Origin of the sequence: Bacillus piscicola (assembly GCF_022458745.1) — a bacterium.
Lineage (GTDB): Bacteria > Bacillota > Bacilli > Bacillales > Marinococcaceae > Alteribacillus_A > Alteribacillus_A piscicola.
Genome location: NZ_JAJJJF010000001.1, coordinates 232179 through 247643, shown reverse-complemented (window position 1 = coordinate 247643; position 15465 = coordinate 232179). Strand labels below are relative to the sequence as shown.

The 15465-nt window shown below is 48.9% G+C and carries 14 protein-coding genes and 1 riboswitch; of the genes, 3 read left to right on the top strand and 11 right to left on the bottom strand.

Going from position 1 to position 15465, the window contains the following annotated elements; all coding sequences use genetic code 11:
* Positions 1 to 40: 40 nt before the first annotated feature.
* Positions 41 to 1333, top strand: coding sequence for a Na+/H+ antiporter NhaC family protein (locus tag LOR49_RS01125; protein WP_240374181.1), 1293 nt, complete (start codon positions 41 to 43; stop codon positions 1331 to 1333).
* 996 nt (positions 1334 to 2329) lie between these two features.
* On the opposite strand, the gene LOR49_RS01120 is transcribed toward LOR49_RS01125, so the two are convergent.
* Both LOR49_RS01120 and LOR49_RS01115 read right to left on the bottom strand, forming a co-directional pair.
* Positions 2330 to 3871: a sensor domain-containing diguanylate cyclase gene (locus LOR49_RS01120; RefSeq protein ID WP_240374179.1), complete on the bottom strand. Its 1542-nt coding sequence runs from the start codon at positions 3869 to 3871 to the stop codon at positions 2330 to 2332.
* Between the two features lie 165 nt (positions 3872 to 4036).
* A riboswitch (cyclic di-GMP riboswitch) is annotated at positions 4037 to 4121 on the bottom strand.
* 124 nt (positions 4122 to 4245) lie between these two features.
* Positions 4246 to 4635: a winged helix-turn-helix transcriptional regulator gene (locus LOR49_RS01115; protein WP_240374177.1), complete on the bottom strand. Its 390-nt coding sequence runs from the start codon at positions 4633 to 4635 to the stop codon at positions 4246 to 4248.
* A 243-nt stretch (positions 4636 to 4878) separates the two neighbouring features.
* On the opposite strand from LOR49_RS01115, the gene fdhA reads away from it, so the two are divergent.
* Together fdhA and LOR49_RS01105 are read left to right on the top strand one after the other, a co-directional pair.
* Complete coding sequence (gene fdhA, locus LOR49_RS01110; protein ID WP_240374175.1) at positions 4879 to 6096, top strand: formaldehyde dehydrogenase, glutathione-independent; 1218 nt, start codon at positions 4879 to 4881, stop codon at positions 6094 to 6096.
* Between the two features lie 84 nt (positions 6097 to 6180).
* The gene (locus tag LOR49_RS01105; protein WP_240374173.1) at positions 6181 to 6600 is read left to right on the top strand and encodes a GlcG/HbpS family heme-binding protein; all 420 of its coding nucleotides are present in this window, start codon (positions 6181 to 6183) and stop codon (positions 6598 to 6600) included.
* A gap of 158 nt (positions 6601 to 6758) precedes the next feature.
* On the opposite strand, the gene LOR49_RS01100 is transcribed toward LOR49_RS01105, so the two are convergent.
* The 9 genes from LOR49_RS01100 to pduB all read right to left on the bottom strand — a co-directional run bounded on the left by LOR49_RS01100 (position 6759) and on the right by pduB (position 15461).
* A complete protein-coding gene (locus LOR49_RS01100; RefSeq protein ID WP_240374171.1) occupies positions 6759 to 6950 on the bottom strand; it encodes a YjfB family protein in 192 nt (63 codons plus the stop codon).
* 580 nt (positions 6951 to 7530) lie between these two features.
* Entirely contained in the window at positions 7531 to 8526 is a 996-nt protein-coding gene (locus tag LOR49_RS01095; protein WP_240374169.1) for a cob(I)yrinic acid a,c-diamide adenosyltransferase, read from the bottom strand.
* Positions 8527 to 8535: 9 nt separating this feature from the next.
* Positions 8536 to 9360, bottom strand: coding sequence for an ethanolamine utilization protein EutJ (gene eutJ, locus LOR49_RS01090; RefSeq protein WP_240374168.1), 825 nt, complete (start codon positions 9358 to 9360; stop codon positions 8536 to 8538).
* 80 nt (positions 9361 to 9440) lie between these two features.
* Positions 9441 to 9905 carry a glycerol dehydratase reactivase beta/small subunit family protein gene (locus LOR49_RS01085; RefSeq protein WP_240374167.1) on the bottom strand — a complete coding sequence of 155 codons (465 nt, stop codon included), beginning with the start codon at positions 9903 to 9905 and terminating at the stop codon, positions 9441 to 9443.
* On the bottom strand, positions 9896 to 11728 hold the full coding sequence (locus LOR49_RS01080) for a diol dehydratase reactivase subunit alpha (RefSeq protein ID WP_240374166.1): 1833 nt from the start codon (positions 11726 to 11728) through the stop codon (positions 9896 to 9898). Before LOR49_RS01080 ends, LOR49_RS01085 begins: the two co-directional genes overlap by 10 nt.
* A gap of 25 nt (positions 11729 to 11753) precedes the next feature.
* Entirely contained in the window at positions 11754 to 12278 is a 525-nt protein-coding gene (locus LOR49_RS01075) for a diol dehydratase small subunit (RefSeq protein WP_240374952.1), read from the bottom strand.
* A gap of 18 nt (positions 12279 to 12296) precedes the next feature.
* Positions 12297 to 12971, bottom strand: coding sequence for a propanediol/glycerol family dehydratase medium subunit (locus LOR49_RS01070; protein WP_240374164.1), 675 nt, complete (start codon positions 12969 to 12971; stop codon positions 12297 to 12299).
* A gap of 21 nt (positions 12972 to 12992) precedes the next feature.
* Complete coding sequence (locus LOR49_RS01065) at positions 12993 to 14657, bottom strand: propanediol/glycerol family dehydratase large subunit (protein ID WP_240374162.1); 1665 nt, start codon at positions 14655 to 14657, stop codon at positions 12993 to 12995.
* An 18-nt stretch (positions 14658 to 14675) separates the two neighbouring features.
* Positions 14676 to 15461 carry a propanediol utilization microcompartment protein PduB gene (gene pduB, locus LOR49_RS01060; protein ID WP_338021104.1) on the bottom strand — a complete coding sequence of 262 codons (786 nt, stop codon included), beginning with the start codon at positions 15459 to 15461 and terminating at the stop codon, positions 14676 to 14678.
* Between the last annotated feature and the right edge of the window lie 4 nt (positions 15462 to 15465).

Genomic DNA, 15465 nt, shown 5'->3' with positions numbered 1-15465 from the left:
ACAATGATGCGAAGCTTTATCGAAGGAAGGACGAGAACGAATGGACACCATTCAAAAAAAAGAAAATCCGTGGGCGTTGCTCCCACTTGTTATATTTGTATTGCTGTTTGTCGGAACGGCATTGATTACCCATGATTTTAAAAGCATGCCGGTGCTTGTCGCAGGAATGATCGCGAGCATTGTGGCGATTATGATGATTAGAGGCGTACCGTTTACCGAGAAAGTGAATATCTTCTGCAGCGGCGGCGGGAATCCGAATATTATTTTACTCGCTCTTATCTTTATTTTAGCCGGCGCTTTTTCATCGGTAGCGAACGCCACGGGGGCAGTCGATTCGATTGTCAATCTCGGCGTATCTTCTTTGCCGCCTAACTTGTTAATTGTCGGGTTATTTGTAATCAGTTGTTTTATTTCGATCTCCATGGGGACCTCCACAGGCACGGTAGTCGCGGTAACACCGATTGCGATCGGTATCGCGGAACAAACCGGGGCAGGGTTGCCGCTGGTACTCGCCGCCGTCATTGGCGGCAGTATGTTCGGGGATAACTTATCGATGATCTCAGATACCACGATTGCCGCGGTCCGCACGCAGGAGTCAACAATGAAAGATAAGTTCCGAACTAACTTTTTTATCGTATTGCCGGCTGCTATTATCGCTGCCTTGATATTCAGCTTTATGCCAGCAGGCGAAGCAGCGATTGGAAGCAGCCACTCGTATGATCTTATTACGATTCTTCCGTACATTGCCGTTTTGGTCACCGCCCTTCTCGGTGTGAATGTCGTAATCGTGCTCGTTGGCGGCATCCTCTTTTCCGGGGTGATCGGCTTTTTCAATGGATCACTTTCGATACTTTCCTTTTTACAAGTAACCGAAGAAGGCATTGAAAGCATGATGACGATTGCGGTTCTCGCCATTTTGTTAAGCGGGATAGTGGAAGCAGTAAAATATAGCGGCGGTATTGATTTTATTTTGAACGTCATTAGCCGCCATGTGAAAACAAAGCGCGGCGCAGCATTCGGTATTGCCGGTCTCGTCAGCTCCGTGGACGCTTCGACCGGAAACAATACGGTTGCGATCCTGATGACTGGGCCACTCGCGAAAAAGATTGCAACAGAGTATGACATTGAAAGCCGGCACTCCGCCAGTGTCCTTGATATCTTTGCCTGCTGCGTGCAAGGTCTCGTTCCGTACAGCGGCCAGTTGCTTGCCGCTTCAGGGCTTGCGGCCATCTCCCCGATCGCGATTCTTCCCTATTCCGTTTATCAAGTGTTAATCGGAATCAGCGGGATCATCGCAATTCTGGTGTTTTTCCGCAAACGGTCAGAGCGATAGATAATAAAAGAACGCCGAAAAGGCATCAACGTAAGCCGTTGATGCCTTTTTTTTGCGTTATGGACCCGTTGATAGCGCTGTATGACGATGCTATTTCTCTGATTTGCTGTTTTGACGACATCATAGACGTTCTAGGATGTTGTTATTTCATGGGGGCCCGGTTTTCACGACGTCATTGGTGCGCAATGTAGGCGTTATTTTTCACCTCTCGCCTTTTCACGACGTCATTGGACCCGGTTGACGTTGCTATTTCACGGACGTGCTGTTTTCACGACCCCATTGACACCCTATGACGTTGTTATTCCGCGGGGCACCGGTTTTCACGACCCCATTGATGCGCAATGTAGGCGTTATTTTTCACCCTACGCCTTTTCACGACGTCAGTGGACCCGGTTGACGTTGCTATTTTACGGACGTGCTGTTTTCACGACCCCATTGACACCCTATGACGTTGTTATTCTGCGGGGGCACCGGTTTTCACGACCCCATTGATGCGCAATGCAGGCGTTATTTTTCACCCTACGCCTTTTCGCGACGTCAGTGGACCCAGTTGACGTTGCTATTTCGCGGACGCGCTGTTTTCACGACCCCATTGGCACCCTATGACGTTGTTATTCTGCGGGGCCCCGGTTTTCACGACGTCATTGGTGCGCATTGCAGGCGTTATTTTTCACCCTACGCCTTTTCACGACGTCAGTGGACCCGGTTGACGTTGCTATTTCGCGGACGTGCTGTTTTCACGACCCCATTGACACCCTATGACGTTGTTATTCCGCGGGGCCCCGGTTTTCACGACCCCATTGATGCGCATTGCAGGCGTTATTTTTCACCTCTCGCCTTTTCACGACGTCAGTGGACCCGGTTGACGTTGCTATTTCGCGGACGTGCTATTTTCATGACTTCATACACAACCCTATGACGCTGTTATCTCGAGGATCCCCGGTTTTCACGACGTCACAGCCTCTCGTTGTTCCTTTATTTGCATCCGCGTCCGTCCTACTCGCTCTGTTTCACCTGGTTTTTTCCGTTGTTTTTTGCTTCATACAGGGCTTGGTCGGCTAGTTCAAGGAGTTCGTGCATGGTGTGGGTGTTTTGACTTGGATTGGTGCTGGCGACTCCTGCGCTGATCGTTACATGGCTTCGGTGTTCATGACTGCATGCCTCGTGGGGGATATTTTTTTCTGCGATGTGCCGGCACATTTTCTCTGCGACGATCATGGCTCCGGCTGCATCTGTTTCGGGAAGAATGGCGACAAACTCTTCTCCGCCGAGCCGGGCAACAAAATCGGTTGACCGCTGCAAGCTTTCTCGCAAAGCTTGGGCCACTCGTTTCAAACATTCATCCCCCTTGAGATGACCGTAATGATCGTTAAAAGCTTTAAAGTCATCGATATCGATAAAAATAACAGAAAGATGGCTGTTACTTCGATAGGCGCGTTTCCATTCTTCTCGAATACGCTCGTCAAAACTTCTGCGGTTGGCAATATTTGTGAGCGAATCCTTACGCGACATTTCTTCAAGGGATTGGTTGGCGCGCTTCAATTTAGCTTGGGCATATCGTAATTCTTCTTCATAAAACTGGCGGTCGGTAAAGTCAATAAGAATCCCGTTAAAAATAATCTCGCCGTTTTTTCCTTCGGAGAGTCTGGCAATGCCTTTCCACCACTTTATTTTTCCCTGTGGGGTGATCAAGCGGCCTTCAAAGCTCCACGGTGTCCTTGTACGAATCGCTTCTTCAACGGAATCTTTGTAGCGTTTCTTGTCGTCCGGATGAATACAATCCACAATCGCATGAACATCCTTTTTCGCTGCTTCCGACTCAATACCAAACAACTCATACAGCTTCGGACTCACATAATTCATCGCTTCGCTGCCGTCTTTCCGCCGCATCCACTGGTAAATCACGCCGGGCACGTTTTCTACCGTATCTAAAAATTTCGCTTCACTTTCCTTCCGTTTTTCATATTCTTCCAGGCTTTTCAAGGCCGCGCTAAAATTGCTCGCCACCGTACGGAGCGCCCCTTCGTTAACATCACTCCATTTTGTCACTTGCCCGTCCATAATTCCAAAAAAGCCCCACAGGTCCTTTCCCATTACAATGGGAATTAACTGATGAGATTTTATTTGTTTTTCGGCAAAACGCTTTCGGCTCACCGGCGGCAGTTTCTCCACATCGAGATTGGCAATCTGCCCTGCTTTTAGCTGTTCGATCACCTGTGCGGTGCCGGCTTCCCGAATCGTCAAATTTTGTTCATCTGGATCATGAATCGCGGGCTCGGCTTCCTTGCTTACCCACTCATAACGCATACTCATTGCCTCTTCTCCCGTGGTTGGATGAGGATGGTACTGAAAAATATAGACGCGCTTTGCTTGGATCGCTTCTCCAAATACTTGCAATGCCCTGCTAATAGCATGAGGGATCTCCTCCACGACAATCAATTGATTGGATGCCTTTGCAACCGCATTCAACAATCTCTCATACATGGCCAACAACCTCTTATATGCTTGCACTTCCTTATTTTTATTTACCTCTTGCATGAGACATATCCCCCAAAAGTGTAACTGAATTTTTCATATCCTCAGCCGCGAGAAGGAAGCCGTTTTGCGTGATCGATTGCGGCTAGACATGGGTTGAAAGTTGTTTACAGTTGACAAATGGAATTGAGAATTAAAAAATACCGTTTAAGAAAAAACTATTTCTCAAACGGTAACTGGCTGGCATAACAATTACGTCGTAGCCCCTCTAGCTTTGCGTCACTACGTTTCCATAGTTTTGCCTTTCTTTACTTATTATATAAGCGTATTGGTTAGTTTTAGACTAGTTCATTATACCTTTCTTTCCAGCAAATTGTAAGTATTTTGCATGACTTGTTCCTTGTTATTGAAATTGTAATAAGTAACTAAAGATTAGCTTAGCTTTCCTGCTTTTCAAACTCCCGTATTTTTGAAAATTCTTCCATATGTTCTTTCCCCCATTGAAACATGCTTTCAATAATTGGCATTAAACTTCGTCCTCTATCCGTCAAGGAGTATTCTACTTTCGGTGGCACTTCCGGGTATACCTCCCGATGCAAAAGTCCGTCTTCTTCCAGTTCGCGCAGCTGTGTTGTTAGTACTTTATGAGTAATCTTCGGGAATAGTCGTCTAATTTCGTTAAAGCGCATCGTCCCGCCGCTGCCTAAATAATAGACAATCGTTATTTTCCATTTGCCGCTAATGAGGGACAAGGTTAGCTCCTTCTCACAGTTAAATTGGCCGTTCCTCACCTTGTCTAGCGTTTCCCTTCTGAAATCTCCTGCCATCTGACATCCTCCTTTAGGGAAGTATCCTATAGGTTACTTTCTAACAAAATTGTGCGCTCTTTCGGCCAGTGGCCGCTCTTGATAGAGTGGAATCAGGGAGAAAAAATAGCGGTTTCACCAAATATTTCTGAGTGTTTCCTTTTTTTTGATTATCTTCCTTTCATTTTAATCAACCACATGAGAAACCACAACAAAAGAGTTTTTGGAACCTTGTCGTTTGAAAAAGCAGAGGAGGAATGAAAAATGGCAGGAAATCGTGCCGTTGCTTATGCGGGAGCAGGAAAAGTAGAAGTGAAAGATACCGACTTTCCCGAACTGGTGCTGAAGGACGGACCCGGTGTCAATCCATTGAACGTCGGTAGAAAGTGTGAACACGGGGTTATTTTAAAAGTCATTACAACTAATATTTGCGGGAGCGACCAGCACATGGTTCGCGGACGCACCACTGCCCCGGAAGGTCTTGTGCTCGGCCATGAAATTACCGGCGAGGTTATTGAAACGGGACGCGACGTGGAGTTTATTAAAAAAGGCGACATGGTCTCCGTTCCTTTTAACATTGCATGCGGACGTTGCGAACAGTGCCGCGAACAAAATACGCACGTTTGCTTAAACGTAAACCCGGATCGTCCTGGATCTGCTTATGGATATGTCGACATGGGCGGCTGGGTCGGCGGCCAGTCCGAGTATGTCATGGTACCCTATGCTGATTTTCAACTTTTGAAATTCCCGGATAAAGATCAGGCGATGGAAAAAATCCTTGACTTAACGATGCTTTCGGACATTTTTCCAACCGGATTTCACGGAGCGGTTAGTGCTGGTGTGACAACCGGGTCCACCGTTTATGTCGCGGGTGCGGGTCCAGTCGGACTTGCGGCTGCCCACGCTGCCCAAATTCTCGGTGCATCTGTGGTGATTGTCGGTGATTTAATCGAAGAACGCCTGGCCCAAGCCCGGAGCTTCGGCTGCGAAACGATCAACCTTCGCGAACACGACGACATCGGCGAGCAGATTGAACAGATTCTCGGCATCCCTGAAGTAGACTGTGCCATTGATGCGGTCGGCTTTGAAGCATCCGGACACGGACAAAACGCCGGCGAAGCGCCAGCCACGGTCTTGAATTCCATTATGCAAGTGACTCGCGCAGCTGGAAAACTGGGCATCCCCGGCCTCTATGTCACCGAAGATCCTGGTGCGGCCGATGAAGCAGCCAAACAAGGTTCGCTCAGCATCCGCTTTGGGCTCGGCTTTGCGAAAGCACACACATTTGTAACCGGTCAAACACCGGCGATGCGCTACCACCGCTATCTCATGAAATCCATCCTGGCCGGACGCGCGAACATCGCGAAAGCCGTCAACGCCACCGTCATTTCCTTAGACGAAGCGCCACAAGGCTACAAAGAATTTGACAGCGGGGCCTCGAAGAAATTCGTCATCGACCCACACGGCATGCTCGGTAAATAAGCACGTTTTTAGAAGACTGACGTGTTAGAAACACGATCCTACGAAAAATATATCTTAAACAAACAACGGGGAGGCTATCTCTTTATGAGTAATGTAACGTTAAAAGAAGCAAGAAAAATTATCGCCGGAGCAGAGGAAGAAGCAAAAAAACTCGGCGTTCAAATGGTAATTGCTGTTGTCGATAACGGTGGTAACTTTGTCGCCAAAGAGCGGATGGACGACGCCTGGATCGCAAGCGTCGATATTGCCGAAAACAAAGCGTGGACATCTGTCGCCTTGAAAATGCCTACGTCTAACTTGGCAGAGGCAACCGTTCCTAACGCTGAATTGTACGGCCTCAACACGACAAACAACGGTCGCCTCGTCGTCTTCGGCGGTGGCATCCCTCTTGAACGTGACGGAAAAGTAATCGGTGCAATCGGTGTCAGCGGCAGCAGCGTTCCCCATGACGTTCAAGTCGCCGAAGCAGGCGTCAAAGCCTTTGAATCACTAGCACTGACATAATACTGCGGCACATCAGGTCAGCCGGCTGTTTCAGGATACGTTATCCTGGCAGCCGGCTTTTGCTTTTTCTGCTTCATGCGGCCTTCATGAAGATTCTCCAGACACCGGAAGCAAACAGTAAAAAGCAGCCAGGCAAAGGGCTGACTGCTTCTTTGAGCTTATAATTTCAAATCAATATTCGCGCCAAGATGCGGCTGGGCGGCTTGCTGTACGTTTGTGGTGGCCATCAGTTTGGTTAGCGCTTCTCCTTGGCCCTCCGCTTGATCCATTGTTTTTTTCATGAGCGCAAGCGACGAATCTTGTCGGACTTGCCCCTGGCTCATCGCCATCGATAATAACGCGACGTCCATTTCCATCCCTCCTTCCGCCTTACTCTTCGTATCGGTTGGAAGCGGAGGAGTGTTTACTTTTTTAGTCAATCGAAAAAAACGGATCAAGGGCAAAAATGCGTCACCCCAGTGTTAAACAAACGTTTGATTAGTTTTCAAAAATAGCACTTTTGCTATTAGCAAGGTTTCACAATAGCATGGAGTCGTGCGATGACGCTGCTATTTCAACGCTCCCTTGATTTCATGGGGTTATCCAATCGCTTTGACGTCGCTATTTCTACAAGCCCCTCATTTCATGACCTCATACACACGCTTGAAGGTTGTTATTATGTGGCTCACTGATTTTCACTACATCATACACTATCTATGAAGTTGTTATTTTACCTCTTACGCCATTTCGCAGCGTCATTAGAGTGCTTGAACGTTGCTATTTCTTCGGCTTGCTGTTTTCACGACATCATAGACGCCCTATGACGATGTTATATCAAGATTCTCCGGTTTTCACGACGGCAGACATTCTCTATGACGCTGTTATGTTCAAACACCTTGTTTTTCGCGACGTCATACGCCGCTTCTCCCCATACCCTCTGACAGTCACGTCCTATTCGCTCGGTACCGTCCCTTTATTGAATACTTCCAGGGCGGCAGCAGCTATTTTCATATCTTCTTCCACGGTGCCGCCGCTGATGCCAATTCCCCCGACGACGTGGCCAGCCCTGATGAGCGGGAAGCCTCCACCGAAGGGAACGATTTTATTGTCATTCGACCATGGGAGGCCGTATAATTCAGCTCCAGGCTGAACAGCGTCGGCCAAGGTGTCGGTTGTCATATTAAAAGCTGCCGCCGTATACGCCTTATTCGGGGCAATGTCCAAGCTCCCGAGTATGGATCCCGGCATGCGGTGAAGGAGTACGGTGTTTCCTCCGCGATCCACAACAGCAACTACCACTGGAACCCCGACACTCGCTGCTTTTTCTTCGGCGGCTTTCGCTAAAGGATACGCGTCATCCAGCGATACTTCCGGCGGAGCTTGGCGTGTGCCGTCCAACTGTTCCACTACTTTTTCTTTTATTTTTTCTACTAATGTAAAGTGTGCCTCTGCTCGTGCCAGCATAAACAGGAGGTCGGACAGGCGGTTCACATATTGCACGACAACTGGTCGGACTTCTGCTTCCTTGCTGTAGGACACGATCATTCTTTCCGCACGCCGCGTAATGGACCTCGCAAAGTGAAGACTCGCAGATGCCGGCGTATCTCCCGGAATAATAAAATCATATAATTTGCCAAGTTTCTTTTCTATCCCGTCTATTATCCCTTCCATGTAGCCAATATCACTGCCGTTTATCATGTTGTCTAGAATTTCTTTGCCTTTGTCATCGCTTGCGAGCTCTGCACCTAATGCGAACAATTTCTTCTGTATGCTGCGTATGGTCTCTTTGATGTCGTGTTTTTCCACGAGGGAATAGGCAATACCAAGCGCAGCATTCGCTTCGTCCAGCGTTCCATAACAGGATACTTTCTGGCTGTCCTTCGCAATTCGGCTGCCTCCAAACAGGCCTGTTTCTCCTTTGTCACCTTTTTTTGTATAAATGGGCATGCTATCCCTCTATCCATCATGTAATGCGATACCTAAAGGGGTGATAAGCAGCGGGTGAGCGGGCTTTATGGTTTCAATCCCGGTTTCCTTCTCAAATATCCGTTCTGCTCCATCAAAGCAACTGGCACCCCCGACGAGGTACAATTGGTCCACGTGATAATCGCCGATCAGCCGCTTCGTGATTGCTGCCATTTTTTCCATGACTGGCTGAATAATTGGAAAAACTTCATCCTGCCGCTTTGGATCCCGTTTTCGCTTATCCGCTTCAGCAAAAGGGATGCGGTGATGGCCGGCATAGGTCAGTGTCATATGGGTGCCGCCGGTCGGCTCATCAGCGGTGTGAATGACTTCTCCCTCTTTTAAAATGCTGATACCGGTCGTGCCGCCGCCAATGTCGACGATGGCACCGTCAGCTACCCCAAGCGCCGCAGCGGCCGCCGTCGGTTCATCAATCATGTGGCGGACTTCCATATCCGCTGCTTCTACGACGTTTGCCATCGCTTGCTTGTTTTTGCCGAACGTCCCCGGGGGAACTGCGGTTGCTGCATGTGTGAGCGGAGACCCGAGCAACTCCTCGGTCTGCTTTTTCAACTCACGCACAATCTCAACGGCACCGATATAATCGACAACGAGACCGTCTTTCACGACCGATGCCGGGTACAAGCTGCCAGCGACAGGCTCGTTTTCCTCGTCAAGTACGGCAAGAACAATATTTGCGGTACCGAGGTCCACTCCGATTTTCAGATCGCCGCTATACTCCCTTACCCGCTTTTCTTCTATTAAAGAGGCAAAACGATTGATATATTGATTAACGGTTTTACTATCTATTGACATTGCTATCCCATGCCCTCTCCATGATGATTTTTGAGACATCTGCTTTGCAGGAAGGACATCATCCGTCCCTTACGTCACGGTTAAGCTTCCTTCCTTTTTTCGTGCAGTTTTTGAATAACTAACTCCACAATGACAGTGATCTCTTCTCTTGATAACTTTTTCTCGAATGGAGGGGAATTTTCCTTTTTTTCCATGAATGTTTGAAAAGGGATGCCTTTTACAAGACGCGCGGCATTAGCGCCAATCACTCTTTGGTTGGTTGACTCTTCTTGAGAAATGGTAAACAGAGGAGTAGTCGGGTCTAATTTTTTATAATGGAGCATTATCTGTCCATCTGTTCCTATGCCAATCCCTACCCCTAAACGGGACGCCAACGCGGCTTCCCAGCTCAATTGCAAAGATGCCGGTTCCATTTTCTCCTCTACGACGGCAGGAACCCCTTCTTCTTCTAATCCTTCCAATACTGAACTCGGGAGACGAGGGTGGCCGAGCTCCCTACTGTAATACACGTGGACTCCGTATTGGTCCTCTTCGTTTACTCCCACCGGGCCTCTCTCCCCTCTTTCAGGGCTGAAACAAGGCCAGTTGCAACAGCGTTACGCGGACCTTCCACCCCGCGAATGTTCCCTCTACCTGCGACAATACCGTATGATGAGAGGGCATCCGTCACTAACTGTGGAATTTCAAAATCCAACGCAGAGCCTCCTACTAACACGACAAACTCCATATCACGAATGTTCCCGGTCGGAGATACCATAGCAAGCGCACGAAGCGCGTTCGTAACGAATACTTTCTCTTTCGCACTTTTTCTTACTTTCTTTACTTTATCGAGAGAATTCTTTCCTGGAAGCGGCACCATAAAGCCCTTTTTCAAGAGCACTATTCTCGCAAACACTTGCGGCTCTAAGGGCTTATCGAAAAATTGTACGGTACCGTCTTCATGACGAACATGAAACAAGCTTTCTACTTTTGCCAGTGGATATTTTTTGATATCTTCCGCTAAATCGATATCCTCCAGCCCCAATTCTGAGTTAATAAGCATCGTTACCATATCACCCGCGCCAGCTAAGTGAATAGACGTCGTTTGACCGGAACTTGTCATGATCGAAGCGTCCGTCGAGCCGGCTCCCATATCAATGATCGCAACCGGGACGTTCGTTCCCGGTGTAGACAACGCACCGTGAATGGCCATATCCGCCTCTTTTCCGCCCACTTCCACGGTTACGTCCATTCTCTTGTGAAGCTCATCTGCTATCATTTGCATCTGCAACTTGTCCGCTTTAACCATGGCTGCAATCCCAACGGCGTTTTCGGGCGAAAATTCCTCCGCGAGTCCGCCCTTTACTTTTTGTGGGCTAAACGTCTGAACCGCTAATAGATCTTGAATCCTCACCGACCTCGACTCTTGACCGGTTAATTCAGCCATGGCGTGACGCACTTTTTCCAGCATTCCACCGGCATTCGTTCCCGGTTCCCCTTTGATATCTTCAATAGGAGCAGCGGCAGTTAAAGCAGCCATTATTTTTTCAGCCCCGTCCTCGACGTCCACGACCGCTTTCTTCTTCCCGAGCAGATGGATTTTTCCAGCAGGAATGCTTTTGGCTTGTACGTCCCCTTTCGGCGTTTTAATCACCACAGCGGAACGGTTGCCGATGAGGGCACGGGCGATCGGGACTATCATTTTTGTCTCTTCTCCGCTCAAACCGAAGACCGTGGCAATTCCATAGGGATTAGACAACGTCTCCACGACACTTCCAGGCGGCGCTACTTCGACTGCTGCCATCATCCCTTTCGGTACTTTTTCAAGAAAGCGTACCTCGTCGATGATCGGTATCTTTTTTGTGATGCGGTTATGAATGAGCACGCCGTCATCCTTCTGCACGACGGCCGCGGCGATGTTACATCCTCTCTCGAATCCTTTATTAATGCTCTTCGCTGCGTCTGTAAAATCGATTTCTTTTCCGATCAACACAATAATAGCTTCCTCTGTCGAGACATTATCAAGGTCACAGAGTGGGGTTGTTTTTCCAATCCCAAGCCCCATTCCCCCCGGGGTGTCGGGGTTATGCCCGATCATGGTAGATTCGGTAATAATCGTCTCCGTAATCGTCTCCATTGCTACATCCCCAATAACGGGAGCCGCCTCGTTCATACGGATTAGATCTAAGTCATCCACGCTTTGGTTTATCTGTTGCAATGTTTCCTGAACGGCAGCCAAGACGCCGTGGATGTTTTTCGTTGTCCCTTTCATTCCCGTTGTGCGCACGATCCCGCTCGTTAAAAAAGTCACGTTATGATCTGCCGATACGTTCGCGATTGCCACTTCAGTGGTCGCATTGCCAATGTCCACTCCAGCCACCAGTTTCATCGCTCATCCTCCTGCACATCTTATCCTAGTTTTTTTTCAGACGATCCCTTTTTTCATATATGGCAACAGCTTCCCGGACAAGAGACGCATTGATTGCAGCATGATAGCGGTTCTCTAATTCGTCTGCGATCTCGAGGAGTTCCTCTTTGGTAGAGCGGTACGGCCTTAACGCATTATAGATTTCTAAAATTCTATCATCCGGGACAGCGATCAACTCCGCCGCTCTGCGAAAATTACGTGCCAAGGGATCCCTGCCCATGGACTCGGCAATTTGTGCTTGCAGCTCCAATGTCTCAGAAGAAATGCGCACGTCTTCACGCGTAAGGTCACCGTTTAACACACGTTCCAATGTAAAGTGATCCAGTTTTTTTCCTGTCGGTGACGTGACCAGCTCCGGCCTTTTTTCAGATAAGGGGTAGTCACCTCTAGCAACGACGGTTGCACCGGCATCCCTTTTGCCTAGCGAAGGTGACACGCCTGGATGGTCATCTTCTCCCCCTATTTTCTGTAACACTTCCTTCATGATTTGGTCGATAAGTTGTTCATTCACCAACGGCTTCCCCTCCTTTTATTCAAAACTTACATCCAATTCTTCCGGCGCTTTGTTACGGTCAACATATTGTGTTTCTTTAATATGAAGCAAGGCGGAAATCGCCTGGTATTTCGGACGGGCCATTTGATCATTTCTTGTCGGTACCGGGTTCGGTGACTCCCCTTTTGCATATTTGGCGGCGTTTTTTCCAATGGCACGAAAGGTTTCGAGATCAAGTAACGGGGCTTGTGGAAATAGCTCCAAGTTATTTAATGGCTGCAGATCTTCTTGATGGATCACGGTTGTCCCTTTTGACTGGATGCCAATTCCAATCCCCGATCCGCTTAGCTTTGCCGCATCGTGAGCGACAAATCCTACGTCTGAGCTCCGATGGAGTCGTACCACTCGTGCAAGTAACCCTTCCTCTTCAATCCCGGCAATTACTTCTTTTAACAGCTGATCGTGCGGAATGCCAACAATTGTCTTGGTTTGATGTTTGCCAAAAGCTGCCGCAATGCCGATGACAACCTCGTCTGTTCGGGTGCCCTTTTTCGCTGCTCCCTTTTCCACGATTCCGACGGCAGAGGATGCCGTCCCAGTCGATTCCGGCAATACCTTCGCGTCGACTGCTTGTTCTTTTTGCGATTCCTCCGCTAACCTTCTCAGGACATCCTCAATAACCTCTCGCAGCTCCTCTTCATGGATAGCCATGTTGACTCCTCCTTTCTTCTTTTATTCCATATCCTGCGGAGAAAGCGCATTCGGAATATTCTTTATTTCTTCCCAGCGCTTTTCACTAACCCGATAACCAGTGCCGGGACCTTCATAGTCGTTAAGGTCATTAACGGCACTAACCACGTTGAAATCTTCTTTGATAATCGCAGAGGTGTGCAAGTAGTCTCCAGAAACCCGTTCCTTTAACATATTCAATACGTTCCCGGCTACCTCTTCAAATCCTCGTTTACTAAGCGCTTTGACCACATCCAGTCCGTTCACTCCGCGCTTCATCATGTCTTCTGCAGCCCGCAGATCTTCGACTACCTCCCGCTCTGGCATGTCCTTGCTGCCGTGTGCGTAGGTCGCAGCTTCCACTTCTTCGTCGGTAATTTCCGGAAGTCCCAGCTCTTCAAAGACGGCTTGAATAGCTTTTGCTGCTTTATTGCGTATCTTGACGGCCTCTTCTTCGGTCACCGGCCTTAAGCCGCCATCCACTTTTAGATCACGCTGTAACACGTTGTAGTCATCAAAATCCTCCGCATCAAAATTGGACCCTGCAAACATGTTGTCGTAATTCGGAACGGAGCTGTACCCGGAGAAAATAAAGTCAGTACCGGGAACCATCTGCATGAGAGTACGGGCGGTCCGTCTAATATCGGAATGAGAAAACGTTTGGTCATTACCGGAGGCCACTTCCATGTCCAGCATCGTCGTGATAAGATTTTCAGCGAGAACCGCACGAATTCCTGATGGGACGCCTCCTGGAACACCGATGCAGCTAATCGAGCCATTTTGCAACCCTTGTACCCCAGCACCCTTGGATAAAAAAATACACCGTGCTTCTAAGTACAGCATGGATTTGCCTTCTGCGTAGCCCATCTGGACCTCAGACCCTGTGCCGGATGTGAAGCGCATTTTCAATCCACGTGACGCATAGGCAGATGCCAGAAATGCCTTCGAGAATGGCGTGTCATCCCCGTCTACAAAGACTTGTTCCGTCCCGTATACAGATACCGTCTCCGCATAACTCGTCAGTCCTTGCATGCCTAATTGAAGCTCGGTTGCTTCTTCCACCGAACATTGCGTTAAAATACCACCACGTCCCGTTTGAGCGCCTACTAATAAGGACAGGGCGTTAAAAGGAGCATAGCGAACAATTCCGACGGTCGTCTCCTGCTCATCAAAACCACGGATGGCAGCCTCTGCAGCATCTGCGGCTATCTGAACAGGGTTATCTTTGACATTTGTCACGTGGCACTGATTAGAAGGGGTTTTTCGGGCCCGCATCTTCTGCAGAGCCATCATCATTTCCAGCACATTCATATGCCCGACGACCTCACATATTTTCGCAGGGGTGATGGCAGTCGTAAGGGGAATGATTTGTTCACGCGGCACATTAATGTCCACTAACATGCGGGACAGCTCCAAGGAAGACATCGCCATTGCTTCTTCTGCTTTTTCGATATGGATCCCGTGACCCGCAATAAAACTGTCAATAAAATCAAATTCTTCCGCTTTTTTTCCGTCTAATTCAGTTATTTTCCCATCGGTTATTTTTAAGCTGGGCACCGGGTCATTCGGTCCGTCCATGGCAATCATGCCGACTTCCGGCCACTCTGCAACAAAGCCGTCTTGGTTCACCGGCCGATCGGCTAATACTTGAAAACGTTTCGACTTCATCATATTCCTCCTTGCCAGTTAAATGTAAGGTTTCTTGTCCGAAACGGGTGTACTTCCTAGTGCTCCCAGCAGCTGTTTCCCTGTCTCGCGCGCTTCGACCAGCGCCTGGCGGACAGCACCGGAATCACCGCTGAAAGTTAAAATAACCTCATTGGAAAAACTTGTCCCTTTTGCTGGAGAGCTATAGCTGACAACATCGACATCCGCCGCTTTCATCACGGTGTCAGCGAGAACGACTCCAATCGCCGCCGGGGCACCGACAGCAAGCCCAAACGCTTTTCCTGTCGGGGCTTGAAATGCTTTTTGACAAGCAGTGCTTGCCCGCGCCGTATACTGAAACTCCAGGTGTCCCGCTTCATTCGCATACACATCGCCAAACGTTCTTTCCAACTCAGCCAACGCTACTTCGACTGCTCGGCGGGCGTCCGCGACATCCTCAGCCCCGAAAATAATTAGACTTCCATGCCCCGCACCACCTTTTGTATCGCGGGCTAGTTCCACAGCGAGCACCTCTGTGTTCGTTGCTTTGACTGCTTCATCCGCTGCTAAAATTTGCGGGCCTGCCCCGGTTCTGCCGCCGATTATTCCAAGGGATCGGTATTTCTTCTGTAGACCCATCGCTTGGTGAAGGCTGGCGTCCACATTGGCGATCACCAGCCCAATCGTCTCCCCGAAGCCGGTTCCGACAAATTCAGTAACTCGACATTCTTTTTTCTCCGCGGGCGTTTCCTCGGTAACGGAGGACGTTCCATTCATTTTTTTTAACACTTCCTCCATGACACTCTCTATCACTTGTTCTTTCACACGC

Bases quoted from the DNA above. Each gene is read 5' to 3' on its own strand.
- LOR49_RS01125 (WP_240374181.1), top strand. From the start codon at position 41: ATGGACACCATTCAAAAAAAAGAAAATCCGTGGGCGTTGCTCCCACTT.
- LOR49_RS01120 (WP_240374179.1), bottom strand. From the start codon at position 3,871: ATGCAAGAGGTAAATAAAAATAAGGAAGTGCAAGCATATAAGAGGTTG.
- LOR49_RS01115 (WP_240374177.1), bottom strand. From the start codon at position 4,635: ATGGCAGGAGATTTCAGAAGGGAAACGCTAGACAAGGTGAGGAACGGC.
- fdhA (WP_240374175.1), top strand. From the start codon at position 4,879: ATGGCAGGAAATCGTGCCGTTGCTTATGCGGGAGCAGGAAAAGTAGAA.
- LOR49_RS01105 (WP_240374173.1), top strand. From the start codon at position 6,181: ATGAGTAATGTAACGTTAAAAGAAGCAAGAAAAATTATCGCCGGAGCA.
- LOR49_RS01100 (WP_240374171.1), bottom strand. From the start codon at position 6,950: ATGGACGTCGCGTTATTATCGATGGCGATGAGCCAGGGGCAAGTCCGA.
- LOR49_RS01095 (WP_240374169.1), bottom strand. From the start codon at position 8,526: ATGCCCATTTATACAAAAAAAGGTGACAAAGGAGAAACAGGCCTGTTT.
- eutJ (WP_240374168.1), bottom strand. From the start codon at position 9,360: ATGTCAATAGATAGTAAAACCGTTAATCAATATATCAATCGTTTTGCC.
- LOR49_RS01080 (WP_240374166.1), bottom strand. From the start codon at position 11,728: ATGAAACTGGTGGCTGGAGTGGACATTGGCAATGCGACCACTGAAGTG.
- LOR49_RS01070 (WP_240374164.1), bottom strand. From the start codon at position 12,971: ATGGCTATCCATGAAGAGGAGCTGCGAGAGGTTATTGAGGATGTCCTG.
- LOR49_RS01065 (WP_240374162.1), bottom strand. From the start codon at position 14,657: ATGAAGTCGAAACGTTTTCAAGTATTAGCCGATCGGCCGGTGAACCAA.